This window comes from Rossellomorea aquimaris, assembly GCF_020172085.1.
GTDB lineage: Bacteria > Bacillota > Bacilli > Bacillales > Bacillaceae_B > Rossellomorea > Rossellomorea aquimaris_E.
On sequence record NZ_JAIVAT010000005.1, the window covers coordinates 235,585 to 249,525 of the forward strand.

Sequence of the window (13,941 nt, forward strand, 5' to 3'; positions counted from 1 at the left end):
AGAAATACAATAGCAAAAATCCCTAACACTTTTTTGTGTACAAACTTCAAACTGCTTCGCCTCCTTAAAATGTATTACACATTTAGCGTACAACACCCATTGTCATAATAGGTTTAATTTTGTGTAAATAAGGAAAAATGAGTCAAATTTCACAGCATTTGTGAAAAGAGATGATTTCGTAAAAAAAAGAACCGTCCCACTCTAGGACCGGTTCTTCCCTACACTACATTCCCTCTACTAAAACAGAAGCGCCCATGCCTCCACCGACACATAATGACGCAATTCCCTTTTTCAAATCACGGCGCTTCATTTCATGGAGCAATGAAACAACAAGTCGTGCGCCTGTACATCCAACGGGATGCCCGATGCTGATTCCGCTACCATTCACATTCACCTTATCACGATTAAGCCCCAACTCTTTCTCCACTGCCAAATATTGAGCAGCGAATGCTTCATTGATTTCAAATAAATCAATCTCATCCAAAGACCAATTTTCAGTGGTATGTAAGCCTTTCTGAATGGCCGGTACCGGACCGATTCCCATCAGTTTTGGGTCTACGCCCGCTACAGAATACCCGACAATTCTTCCAAGCGGCTGTAACCCCCTTCTTTCTGCCTCTTCTTCACTCATTAAGATCAATGCCGCTCCACCGTCATTCAAGCTTGATGAATTTCCGGCTGTGACGGACCCACCTTCACGAAACGCTGGTTTTAACTTTTGCAGTTTTTCGACTTCAAGTCCTGCACGGGGGCTTTCATCTTTCTCGATGATTTTTTCGCCTTTGCGTTCTTTGACTGCAATCGGTACAATCTGCGAATCGAAAGATCCATTTTCCATGGCAGTCACTGCACGCTCATGGCTCAACGCCGCATACTCATCCTGCTCTTCACGGGAAATGGAATGGATTTCGGCGAGGTTTTCAGCAGTTTCCCCCATCATGATGCCATGAATCGGGTCTTCTAGCACCTCCCAAACCGAGTCACGGATTTCTCCATGCTGCAATCGTTGACCGAATCGGTGCTGTTTTAAAATATATGGGCTGGAACTCATTGCTTCCACACCACCGGCAAGAACAATATCGGATATGCCCGTTTGAATTTGCATGGCTCCCGAGATGATCGCCTGCATGCCGCTTGCGCATTGGCGCTGGATCGTAAAGCCCGTTGTTGTGTCGTCAAATCCTGCAAGTAATGAAGCCGTCCTGGCCGTGTTTGGCTGATCAGTCCGCTGGATGCAATGCCCAAGAATCACTTCATCAATGTCTCCTTCAGACAATCCGCTTTCCTCCGCGGCTGCTTTCATTACTGGTACTATCAAGTCTGTCGGGAGCAGTTCCTTGAACGCTCCCCCAAATGCGCCTACCGGCGTACGAAGTGCCGATGTGATGACTACATTTCTCATCTTGTCACTTCCCCTTTCTTATGAAATTACATCATAATGCCACCGTCAACATGAAGGACGGTGCCATTTACATAATCGCTGTCATCTGATGCGAGATACAAATAGGCCTTTGCAATATCATCCGGTTTTCCTAATCTCCCCAGCGGGATCATGGATTTCATTTGATCGATGACTTTCTCAGGAACACTCGCCACCATGCCCGTCTCCGTAAATCCGGGGGCGACTGCATTGACATTGATTCCTTTTCGACCTAATTCCTTCGCCCACGTTTTCGTCATCCCGACGACTGCTGCTTTTGTAGCGGCATAGTTGGTTTGACCGACATTTCCGTAAACTCCGCTGACAGAGGAGGTATTGATGATTTTGCCTTTACCCTGAGCGATCAGGTGGGGCAGGACTGCCTGGGTACAGTTGAACACCCCGGTTAAATTGACATCGAGCACCTTCTGAAAATCTTCGGAAGAAAGCTTATGAACCATACCGTCCCTGGTGATTCCGGCATTGTTGATCAATATATCGATCTTGCCGAACCGCTCTTTTACTTCTTTAACAAAAGAGTCAACGGAAGAACGATCTGCAACATCCCCTTGAAAAAAGGCTGCTTTTCCCGTTCCTAGATCATTCAGTTGTCGTGCTTTTTCTTCCCCGGTCTCCTGGTTGAAGTCCACAAGGGCAACATGACATCCTTCTTTTATAAATGTTTCAGATGCTGCGTATCCAATTCCGTTTGCTGCGCCTGTAATCAAGGCGACTTTCCCTTCAAGCCTCAAGCCAGTTCCTCCTTCTTTTGCAAAAACGATTGGATGATGTGAAGCAACTGATCCAAATCGTCTATGAGTGGTGAATGTCCACTATTCTTTAATTCTACAAATAGTGCATTTTCTCCTATATCCTCAACAATTTCCTCAGTCATTTCTTTCGTGATGACATAATCCCTGTCACCCCTTAATACCAGCACAGGAATCGAAATCGATCCTGCTTTCCCTCTTCCTTCAACAAGACCATTATGGGCATTGCTTATATTGAACGTATTGAGAGCCTGATAGATATGAGCCAGGTTCCGTTGTGTCCTCATATCATCGATGTATTCTTCGTAGCGTCCCTCATCGGGCTGGGCATGGGTATAGATAAGGGCATTCCATAGGCTGCGGAGAAACGCCCTGTCATTCTCATCATAGGCCGCTTGTACAGGGATGGTCTTCCCCTTATCAACCATCACTTCATCTATTGTGCGTAGGCGATTTCCGAGATCCGAGGTACCGTCTTCTTTTGTACCGAAGAATGGATATCCCCTTGTCGAAGCAGATGCCAATAAAATAAGATTGTTACAATATTCAGGGTGATCAATGACAAATTGCATGGCCACCGCTCCTCCGGTGGACCAACCGACCATTGAAAACCCCTTGAGATCAATTCCGTCCACCCAATCCTTCAGATCGTCTGACAAATCTTTGATACTCTCAATTCCCCTGTGATAACTGGACTCTCCAAACCCTCGCAAATCAACGGCATAAATCTTATAACGTTCATCCATATTATCCAGGACAACATCCCAATGTTTAGATGACGTCATATTTCCGTGTACAAGCACGAGAGGAATATGTCCCCCGCTTCTTTCACGATAAGCGAACGTTTCACCATTCCCAAGCAATACTTTCTTCAGTTGAACACTTGTCATATCGTTTTCCCCCTTTTATCCATTTCCCCAAATGATGGTGGTTGCGCCCCAGGCGTACCCAATCCCGGCACTGACCAGGACCACCAAATCCCCATTCTTTAGTTTCCCTCTTCCTTCCGCCAGTTCTAAAGATAAGATTTGATCGAACTGGCCAATATGACCGTATTCCTCCAGATAAATCGACTGCTCTTCAGAAAGACCCAATTCCTTTAAGACATAATGATGGGCGGACCTTTTCATGTGGAGCATGGCTACATAAGAGATGTCTTTCTCTTCATATCCGCTTTTATAAACCGATTCCCGGACAACCTTCAAGAAATGATCCATGGATTTCTGTTCCAGTCTTCTTTTCATTCCTTCAGGATCGGTCACATCCAGTTTATATCGGTGGAGAGAGTCTTCCGTCAACGGTTCCTTCGTTCCTCCTACCGGTACGATGACGTCTTCTGAAAATGAGCCATCCGTGATGATGGACGTTTCCAATACTGTATTTTTTTTGAGCTGTTTTTGGAGGATCATGGCCCCTCCCCCTGCCGCCAGGTTAAACATAAAACGTGTCCTGCTATTCTTGTAATCAATGAAATCACTGTTGCGATAGCCTCCTGCCAGGAGCACTGTTTTAATGGCAGGATCTGTTTCCAGCAGGCTTTTAGCGAGCTTCATCGCCATTATGGTGGTTCCGCAGCGCAAGGCAACATCGAATGACCAGGCATTGTATGCTCCGATTTCTTCCTGGAGCTTAATACTGGCAGTCCAGAGAGGGTACTCTTTATGCTCTTCCCCTACGTATATGACCACATCAATATCCTTTGGGTCGATGCCCGCTTTTTCAATGGCTTTTCTAGCAGCCCGGATACCCATGACGCACGTATGGTCATCCTCACTTGGAACCGTTTTCTTTTTGATCCCCATTTTGCTTTCTACAACCTCTAATGGAAGTCCTGCTTTTTCCGCAATTTGTTTACCGGTCATAGTGGATGAGGGTAAATATATTCCTGTACTCAGTATGCCGATTGTCATGAAGATCCCCTTCCTTTTAGCTTGCGATGTTTTTCTCTACTCTGCGCTCTTGCTTTATACGTTTTCTATTTTTGACTTTCTTGAAGGATCCCACAATACCTGCCGGGAAGAACATCACGGCCAGAATATAAAGAATCCCGAAGAAAATGATCCAACGTTCAAAGATAGGATACGTTTTGGCGAGCTCCGTCAGCCAGTGGTGGGCAAATTCAATCAAACCTGCGCCAACAATCGGACCGATGAGGGTCCCGACTCCGCCGATGATGGTCATCAATAACGCATCAAGGGTCACATCCATCGTAAATACACTGGTATTGACGAATCGTAAGGACAACCCGTACAAAGAACCGGCAAAGCTTGCCGTCACACCTGCAATCACACTGGCTAAAATTTTATAATGGAGAACCTGGAATCCGATTGATTCGGTCCTCTGCTCATTCTCCCTGATCGCCTGGAGAACCGATCCCGCTGGAGATTGCGTGAATCTCTTTAATAGCCAAAAAATGACGGCCATCGCACCTAGACAGACGAAGTAAAAGACCAGCCGATCCTTCACTAAATCAGGTGTCCGAAACGTGAACCCATCATTCCCGAAGGTCAGGGTTCTCCATTTTTCAGCCCCTACGAGGAATAACCCTGCAAATGCCAGTGTCAACATCGCATAAAAATGGCTTTTAAGACGTAACGTCAAGAGTCCCACAATGTAGCTGACTATTCCTGCAAGCACTGAAGCGACAAAGATGGAGACCACAAGCCAGAACATGGTTGGTTCCATCCGATCGAGGAATATACCGGTGGAATATGCCCCGATTCCGAAGAACATCGCATGCCCAAAGGAGACAATGCCTGTATATCCCAGAAGGAGATCATAGCTCATGGCGAAAATGCCAAAGATGAATACCTGCGTCAGAAGAATCATCATACTCCTGGAATCGTTAAAAAATGGATAAACGATTAAGACAGCCAGTGTCATTCCTAATAATAAGTTTGACTTAAATTTGAGAATCTTCACTTCCTCACCCCTTTACCGTGAATAATCCCTGAGGTCTAAATATAAGAACGAGTGCCATTAAGATCATGTTGACGGCGAGGGATAATTCCGGAACATAATAGGTCATGAATGAACCGGACAACCCGACTAAAATCGCTGCAAATAATGATCCCGGAAAGCTTCCCATCCCTCCGATCACCACTACGATGAAGGCAAGGATCGCAAATTCCATCCCCATTTCGGCATAAATGACGCCAGAATATGGAGCAAGCAGGATTCCCCCCAATGCTGCAAGAGCGGACCCGACCATGAATACATACAAAAATACTTTCTTGATATTGATCCCAAAGGCTTCCACCATTTCTTTATTCATGACCCCTGCCCTAACGATTAATCCGATCCTTGTTTTATTCAAGATGAGCTGTACGATCGTGAAAATGATCAAACCAATAATAATAATAAATACACGATATTTAATGACAATGATATCCCCGATTGCCCAGCTTCCTGCTAAATAGTCAGGTGCTTTGGCCGACAACTGATTCGGCCCCCATACCACTTTCAATAATTCCGAGAGAACGAGCATAAATCCCAGGGTAATCAAAATTTGCTGCACATGATTTCCATACACAGGCTGTATGATAAATTTCTCTGTTACCAAACCCAATATCAATCCCGTCACAATCGCCCCGATGATTCCGATCATAAAGCTCCCCGTCACAGAATACACCCAAACCCCGCTGTAAGCCCCCCATGCAAATAGTCCACCGTGGGCAAAATTCAATACATCCATTAATCCGAATATGAGCGTCAATCCAGCTGCCAGCAGAAAGATCAGCATCCCTGTCGCCAATCCATTCAGTGCCAGGTTAATGATGAGGTCCATCCCATCCCCTCCTCACGCGATTCCTAAATATTTCTTTTTCAATTCTTCATCCTTGACCAACGATTGCATCTGCCCATCGTGAACCGTAGTACCATCGTCGATAATATAGAATCGGTCGCCGATCTGACTTGCCATCAAGAAATTCTGCTCTACGAGGAGAATCGTCGTTCTCTCTTTCATTTCTTCAATCGAGTGCATCACCTTTTCGACGACAATCGGTGCGAGCCCCTTACTTGGTTCATCAATCAAGATAAGTTCATTATTGTTCAAATACGCCCTTGCGATGGAAAGCATTTGCTTCTGCCCACCGCTTAAATTTCCGCCGGCTTTCTTCCAAAACTTCTTTAGATCCGGAAATAGATCAATGATCCAAGTCATGCGATCCTCGGTCTCTTGATCCTGGGTTTTCATGGCTACTTTCATATTCTCCTCCACTGTCAGGTCGCCAAATATCCCCTGATCCTCAGGCACATAGCCGATGCCTTTTCCCGCTACTTTAAAGGTAGGAAGACCTTGGATTTCTTCCCCTTTATAGATGATACTTCCTGACGATGGCGGGGAGAGTCCCATGATGCTCCGGAGACTAGTCGTTTTGCCTGCGCCGTTTCTCCCGAGCAGGACGGTTACCTCCCCCTTTTTCACTTCAAAGGAGACGCCTTGAAGGATGTGATACTGCCCGATATACGTTTCGATTTGATCTACTTTAAGCAGTGTGTTCATCGTATAGTCCCCCTAAATACGCCGATTGTACCTGCTCATTTTTCATGATTTCCTTCGGATGACCATCCGCAAGCAACCGTCCATTGAACAACACCATGATGCTGTCTGATAAACCCATGATCATATCCATCTTGTGTTCAATGAGGACGATGGTTTTTGTTCCTTGGGATTTGATGGTCCGGATCACTTCGAGAATCTGCGGGACTTCTTCCAGTGACATTCCTGCTGTCGGCTCATCCAGAAGTAAAATTTCCGTATCCAGAGCAAGAAGCATGGCAATTTCAAGTTTTCTTTTTTCTCCGTGGGCAAGGTTGGCTGCAAGGGCGTCCGCTTTACCCGATAACATCACAAGCTTCAATAATTCATACGATTCGTCCATCATGTCACTGAATGATTTTATATTCCGATGCATCACATAACGGATTCCACGCTTTGACTGAACGGCTAATCTTACATTCTCTAAAACCGTTAAATTCGGAAACACATTGGTCATTTGAAAGGAACGGCCAACCCCCATGCGGGCACGTTTTGTCGGGGACAATCTGGTGATCTTCTTTCCTTTGAGGAAAACATCCCCACTCGTTGGCTTTAACTGTCCGCTCAATAGATTAAAGAGCGTCGTCTTCCCTGCTCCATTGGGCCCAATGATCGATTTGAATTCCTTTTCAGGTACAGAGAATGTCACATCATCAACGGCTGTCTGGCCACCAAACCTAATACTCAGATTCTTGGTTTCTAAGATACTCAACCTGCTTCACCTCTCTTAGATTTCATGAAAGGGGCTGACTGAATGCGTCGAAACACCATGTCAGTCACCCCCTTTTTCATTTCTGTATGTCCCTCTTAGTTACGGATTGGAGGAGCCGTTTCTTCAGGAGAAAGCTCTCTAATCAATACCGGAACAGGGTATGGGACTCCCTCTTTCTTCTCGAGCTTTATGGCATACAGCGTTTGAAGGGCCTGATGATCCTCTTCACGGAACGTCATCGTTCCTTTCGGCGTCTCAAAGCTCATGCCTTCCATCGTTTTAATCAGTTTATCCGAATCAAGAACGCCTTCTGTCTTCTTAATCGCCTCGACAATAGAGATGGCTGAACTCATCCCACCAGGGGTAAAGAGATCCGGTACTTCCCCGTCAAATTTCTTTTTATGCTCTTTCACCAGCCAGTCATTGACCTCATTGTCCGGAAGTTCATGGTAATAAACGGTGAACCCTTCCATCCCAACGAGGGGTTCCATGGTCGAAAGTGCCGCAATGTCAGGTGCACCGGTTGATATTTTGATTCCTTTTTCTTGAACCTTCATATCTGCGATTTGATTCCAAGGGGAGTTGGCACCCGCCCAGATGACAAACAGATAATCCGGTTTACTATCGATGACCTTCTGGATATTGGATGTAAAATCGGTAGCGGCAGGATCGGCATATTCCTCAAGCACCACTTCTGCTCCAAGCTTTTCGGCCGCTTCTTTGAATGCTGCCACCCCGTCGCGTCCAAAAGAATAATCCGGTGCCAAAGTCGCAATCTTCACGCCATCCTTCGCAATCGCGGCTGCACCTGCAACAGCATCCTGTGAAGAGTTGCGGGCCGTACGGAAAATATACGGATTAAACTCGGACCCCGTAATACTATCTGCTACTGCAGGTTCGACAATCATGACCTTTTCATATTCTTCTGCAAGAGGCAGTACGGCCAACGTGTCACCCGAGCTTGATGATCCAACAAGGAAATCGACTTCATCTTCCTCTAATAATTTAGTCGCTTTCTGAACGGCCACCTCCGGCTTCGTTTCTGTATCTTCAAATACTACTTCTATCTTCTTTCCTGCTACTTCCATCGTTCCATCCGTCGCATATTCAAGCCCCAATTCAAACCCATGCTTCGTTTGCTTTCCATAAGACTCCAGTGCTCCTGTCAAAGAAGCCAGGACCCCGATTTTCACCGTCTCCTGTTCTTTACTTCCTTCATCTTCCGAGCCTCCGCTGCTTTCCGAGCTGCAGGCACTTGCCGACACCAGAATGCATGACAACACCAGGATAAAAGCTGCCCATCTAAACGATCGTTTCATATTTTCTCCCCCTCAAGATATGAACTAAAGCGATAATAGCTTTGTTTTCATATTAGGGGAGGAGAGTTACAAATGAGTTACAGGGTGTATTAATCTCTTGATATAATTGGATATATACGGTAATAGGCTTGTTTTTTGTGTATTTTGCCTTGATTCTGAACATCTTGGGCTCGATTCTGAATCATTCCGGCTTTATAATCCCAAGAAATGGCCGGATTCCAATCTCTTCAGGTCGGATTTATCAAATATCTAGAAGACACAAAACCCATTTCTTCACAAAATCTATTAATCACCCATGTTCCCTGCTCCCGTTTTCCTATATAATGAATCTACTAAATGTTAGTGAAATTGGAGGATTCATCCTTGCATATATTTCATCAATTTCAGCGTACCATCATTAAGAATTACCTTTTAGGAAGTTTCATTGCTGTGTTCGGTGTCGGTTCTGTGTTCATTTTTCAAACACTTGCCTTAAAGGAAAACGAGTTCATTGCCATGGGAAGCGTCATTTCCCTTTCTCTTATCACGATGTTCACCTGTGAATTGCTTGTGTATCAGAAGCATATTCACCCTATTAAACTCATCTATCAAAAACAGGATGGTCCCAACAAATTGGACCTCCTTTTAACTGCTTATCAACAAGCGGAAAAGTTTCCTATTTTAACAGTTCAACGAATTATGCTTCCACATTTTCTAGGTTTGGCTCTTCCGTCAACTGTTATGACGATAATGTTCATTCATACACACGCTCTTTCTTTTCCGTACTCTTATATTCTTTACGCTTGGTGTGGTGCTTTTTTAGTGGCGATCCTTCATGCGTTGATCGAGTTCTTCTTAACCTTTAAAGCGTGTCACAGTCTACAGGAAGACCTTATTCGAAAAACAGTTGAAGCATATGGAATCGACCCATCTAAGCAGTCAACAATGTTTATCAGTCTGAAACGAAAGATTTTGGCCGCTTCCTTATTTCTTGCCTTGTTCCCTATCCTGTTGTTTTCACTCGCTTCACAAATTCGCTTATCGATTGAAGACTCCACCCTTTTAGTAGACTACTGGAAATGGGCCGGGGCACTGATCCTCATCATTACGCTCCTTGCCTTTTATGGCGCGGTCCTCATATTCAGAAGCATTGAGGAACCTGTAAAGGAGCTCGTCGGTCGCTTTGAAAAAGTGGAGAAGGGCCATGTTTCAACCGTCACGAATACGTACACGGATGAGTTTTCACATCTTTTCTCCGGATTTAATCATATGGTAGAAGCCATCAACCTACGGGATCAGAAGAACCAGCAGCTCCTTGACCAATTTTTCGCCGTTGTGGCCGGCACCCTGGATGCCCGCGATCCATACACAGCCGGTCATAGCAATCGGGTAGCGGAGTATTCCGTTTTGATTGCCAAACAGAGCAACTGGTCTGTAAGAGAGATTGATTTACTTAATAAATCTGCCCTCCTTCACGACATCGGAAAGATCGGGATCCGTGATGACGTGCTTTTAAAAGAGGGGAAGTTAACAGAGGAAGAGTTTGATCAGATAAAGCGCCATCCCGAGATCGGAGAAGAGATTGTCAAGGGAGTACAGCTCACGGAAGAACTTCTTCCCATCTTACCTGGTATCAGGCACCACCACGAGCGTATGGATGGATTAGGATATCCCGACCGATTAAAAGGAAATGAAATCCCCGTATTCGGTCGATTGATTGCTGTTGCAGATGCTTTCGACGCCATGACCTCTAACCGTCCTTACCGCAGAGGCATGCCCCATGAGAAGGCGTTCTCCATTCTGAAAGAAGGGAAAGGTACTCAGTGGGATGAGCAATTTGTTGATGCGTTCTTGAAGGGAATGGAGACTGAATCCGATTCTGTAAAGGAGACAGGCTGATGACGATGCATTCTCAAACCAAAAAGGATCAGATCGTTAACCGATCTGATCCTTTTTCAATAATGAGTCTTCTTACTACCCTCTGCACCAATGACCATTTCATACATTTGCCTGGTCGCCGTCATCGGATCGACGCCCAGTTCAGACTCTAGGTGATGTTTGCAGCGTTCAAACCATTTTACGGCCTGGGGACGATTATTCTTCTGATAATAGCTGTACATGAGAATCCTATAGGCTTCCTCCCAGAGTGGATCAAGTTCAATGATTTTGAGACAAAAATCGATGGCTTCATCCATTTTTTCCGCTCTGACTGCGAGCTGGGCCCGTTTCTCCAATCCTCTCAAATAAAGGAGAAGAAGCCTTTCCCTTTCCTTCTCGGTCCACCATGTTCCTTTTCGGTCGGGTAAGAACATGCCATTGTAGTGATAAAATCCTCTTTCAAGATATTGGATGGACTTCTCCACACCATTCTCCTTTAAACCTTCCGTCATCCAACTTGTGAATTGTTCTGCATCGTATTCAATATTAGCCGCAGGATTCAGTCCGTACCCTTCCTGATGCCTGTCGATGAAGAAAGCTTTCTCCCTCGCTTGTCGATTGGGCTCCAATGCATTGTTCAATGCGTTAAGTGCCACCTTGAAATCACGATCTGAACCTGTACCCTCTGGCCACAGCTCTTCAATGATTTCTTCCTTTCTCTTTAATTGTTGCCCCTGGATCAGGAAGTATTGAAATAATTCCTTTGCCTTTTCCCTTTGCCACTGCTTCTCTAAAACCAATTGATCCCCTAAACGTATTTCAAATCGTCCTAGGGTTCGGACCTTGATTGAGTAGCCCGGGTGAGAGGAATTGGAATCATACCCTAATCTGGTTAATAGTTGATGACAGTACGAACTATGAATCCCTTCTTGATATGCTTTCACTACTAATGGAATCAGACTTTGAAGGTCTTTCGGTCCAAATGTAGTCGGTTTGAAGAAGATAAACTCATACTCACCCATTTGAACTTCATTCAAACAAGAAGTCATACTTTCTATAAACAAGGGGGTGTCATCTATTTTATAAGCGATTGCACTTTTCCACAGCTCTGTCATCATTTTGCCATACCGGTCACCGCAGGAATCGAGTTGTCTGCCGGCCCGTTCAAAGCTGCCTTTTGCCTCTTCGAATTCTCCCCTGTAGTAGTCCGTGATTCCGACGCTCAAAAGGATGAGGGAATGCAGCCACATATCCTCTACTTTTTCCGTTTCATGCAGCGCCTCTTCAGCCAGTTCCTTCGCTCTTTGAAAATCCCCTTCTCTTGCAAAAAGAATCGACAGACCCATATACGGCTCCGCTTTCCCCCTTGAAACATTGATCTTATTCATTAATTCCAACGACGTTTCATAGCAGCTTCTCGCCAGGGACGAATCGTAATCGCTGATCAATTGGACGGCATGCCCCATCCTGATCCATCCACATGCTTCTACAAACGGCGATTTCCCTTTGATTCCCTGGCTGATCCCCTGCTGGGCCAATGCTTTGGCTTCGCTTCCATTACCCATGAACGATTGGATAAGGGAAAGTAGCAACTCCTTCTCCCGATGAGATTGAGGAAGCTGATCTTCGCCTTCCTTGTAGAGGAGAACCTGCTTCGCTTCTTGGAGTTTGCCTGTACGGAGGAGCATCCTGGCCTTAAGATTGCCTTCTTCTTTTATAAAACCATTCATCTTCCCTTTGTCATACCATTGCTTGGCCTGTATCGCTTTACCTGAGTTCACCAGGTTTTCTGCAATCAATACGTATAGACGATTCATTTCCTCCAGATACTTTTCCTCCCCGGCCTCCAAGCAATCGATCGCCTTTAATAAAAACCGCTGTGCTTTCCCTGGCTGTATGGTATCCAGATAAATTCTGCCGATCCCTTCATACGCTTTACTTAGCATAACCGGGTCGTTTATTGCAAGTCTGATCCCACTCGTGTAAGCTTTTTCAGCTTTTTCATAAAACGACCGGTATCGAAAAAATTCTCCCTGATAAAACCACAAAGAATAGTAAACATCCTTTAATGACTCGGGTATTTCCCCCAAATAGTCACCAAGGGTTTCGAGCTGTCCGCCTTTCATCATCCCTTCAGCTTCCCGTACAAGGATGGCACATACAGCTTCGATGTTATCCATCTTCATATAATGAAAGATCGCTTTCTCCCACTTCCCACGGCCTTCAAAGAATCTGGCGCACTTTAACTGAAGTTCCTTATATAGTCCAATGTTTTCTTCTTTTAATTTACGTTCTAAAAAAGTTTGAAACAAGGCATGAAGACGAAAATGGTGTGCACCTTTCATTTCCTGAAGGAGGGCATTTTTCTCAGACAACTGCTTCAGCATTTGTCCGGATCCCGGCAGCTCAAAGATGGCTTCACATGTGGTACCATCTATTTCATCCAGGATTGAGATTTGCTTAAGGAACTGCTGCACGATTGGTGTTTGCTTGGAGAACACCTCGTGGGCCAAATAATGAAAGAGTTCTTCCAGGGAGGAATGCTGCCCCACTATGAGAATATCCGGGTTGTCCTGTAGCTGCGAATGAATCATGCTGACAGCAATCACCCATCCTTCGGTCAAGTCACAGATCGCATCAAGCTGGGATTCCGAAATGATGGTTTCATGAAAGTCTGTCAGCAGCATTTCCATCTCTTCTTTCGTCAAACACAAATCACATTCAGTTATCTCCAGTAATTGACGGGATATTTTCATCTGTATAAATGAGGCCCATGAAGGTTTTGTACGTGTAGAAAGAAAAAAATGTATATGATCGGGTAAATATTCGATGATTTTCTCCATCCACTGATTGATGAGAAACGAATGATCCACAAGATGATAGTCATCAACAATGATGGTAAAGGAATGGGGAATCTTCATGCATTCATTAATAAATAATGCACTTAACCGATAGATATCGTCATCTTTCATATATTGACCCATGGACCGGACCTGTTCCTTTAGTTCTTCGCCAAAATGCGGGAACTGCTTTTGGATACTGTACACGATATTAGTGACGAAAGGGACGAGGCCGTCATCTGTCTGAGTGACGGAATACCAACAATAATCAGGTTTTACATCCTGCAAAAACTGGCTGATAGCCGTACTCTTCCCATAACCTGCCCCTGAATGAATAATCACTAACTTATAATCTGTAACCGTTCTCATTTTCCTCATTAAGCTTGGGCGCCTAATGTAAGAATTTTTGACAACAGGCGGCACAAACTTGGTTTCAATGATTGGAAATTCTGTCACAAAACCACCCTCGAAACGTACGAA

General features: G+C 45.0%; 11 protein-coding genes. 1 reads left to right on the plus strand and 10 read right to left on the minus strand.

From position 1 onward, the window contains the following. Positions 1-223: 223 nt before the first annotated feature. The 9 genes from LCL96_RS11420 to LCL96_RS11460 all read right to left on the minus strand — a co-directional run bounded on the left by LCL96_RS11420 (position 224) and on the right by LCL96_RS11460 (position 8,764). Positions 224-1,402 (minus strand): thiolase family protein, encoded by a 1,179-nt coding sequence (locus LCL96_RS11420; RefSeq protein WP_224941598.1) that lies wholly within the window; start codon positions 1,400-1,402, stop codon positions 224-226. Positions 1,403-1,428: 26 nt separating this feature from the next. Beyond that, positions 1,429-2,172, minus strand: a complete 744-nt coding sequence (gene fabG / locus LCL96_RS11425; RefSeq protein ID WP_224941599.1) for a 3-oxoacyl-ACP reductase FabG — start codon at positions 2,170-2,172, stop codon at positions 1,429-1,431. Next, positions 2,169-3,080, minus strand: a complete 912-nt coding sequence (locus tag LCL96_RS11430) for an alpha/beta fold hydrolase (protein ID WP_224941600.1) — start codon at positions 3,078-3,080, stop codon at positions 2,169-2,171. The genes fabG and LCL96_RS11430 overlap by 4 nt, the downstream gene beginning before the upstream one ends. 15 nt (positions 3,081-3,095) lie before the next feature. After that, positions 3,096-4,100: a 3-oxoacyl-ACP synthase gene (locus LCL96_RS11435; protein ID WP_224941601.1), complete on the minus strand. Its 1,005-nt coding sequence runs from the start codon at positions 4,098-4,100 to the stop codon at positions 3,096-3,098. A 16-nt stretch (positions 4,101-4,116) separates the two neighbouring features. Further along, entirely contained in the window at positions 4,117-5,073 is a 957-nt protein-coding gene (locus LCL96_RS11440; RefSeq protein WP_224941697.1) for a branched-chain amino acid ABC transporter permease, read from the minus strand. Between the two features lie 43 nt (positions 5,074-5,116). Next, complete coding sequence (locus LCL96_RS11445; protein WP_224941602.1) at positions 5,117-5,977, minus strand: branched-chain amino acid ABC transporter permease; 861 nt, start codon at positions 5,975-5,977, stop codon at positions 5,117-5,119. A 12-nt stretch (positions 5,978-5,989) separates the two neighbouring features. Then, entirely contained in the window at positions 5,990-6,697 is a 708-nt protein-coding gene (locus LCL96_RS11450) for an ABC transporter ATP-binding protein (RefSeq protein WP_224941603.1), read from the minus strand. After that, positions 6,681-7,445, minus strand: coding sequence for an ABC transporter ATP-binding protein (locus LCL96_RS11455; RefSeq protein WP_224941604.1), 765 nt, complete (start codon positions 7,443-7,445; stop codon positions 6,681-6,683). The genes LCL96_RS11450 and LCL96_RS11455 overlap by 17 nt, the downstream gene beginning before the upstream one ends. Positions 7,446-7,540: 95 nt before the next feature. Beyond that, complete coding sequence (locus LCL96_RS11460) at positions 7,541-8,764, minus strand: substrate-binding domain-containing protein (protein ID WP_224941605.1); 1,224 nt, start codon at positions 8,762-8,764, stop codon at positions 7,541-7,543. A gap of 363 nt (positions 8,765-9,127) precedes the next feature. Here LCL96_RS11460 and LCL96_RS11465 point away from each other — a divergent pair, with 363 nt between their 5' ends. Further along, entirely contained in the window at positions 9,128-10,642 is a 1,515-nt protein-coding gene (locus tag LCL96_RS11465; RefSeq protein ID WP_224941606.1) for an HD-GYP domain-containing protein, read from the plus strand. Between the two features lie 56 nt (positions 10,643-10,698). Here LCL96_RS11465 and LCL96_RS11470 read toward each other — a convergent pair whose 3' ends face one another. Beyond that, positions 10,699-13,839, minus strand: coding sequence for a BTAD domain-containing putative transcriptional regulator (locus LCL96_RS11470; protein ID WP_224941607.1), 3,141 nt, complete (start codon positions 13,837-13,839; stop codon positions 10,699-10,701). Positions 13,840-13,941 lie beyond the last annotated feature (102 nt).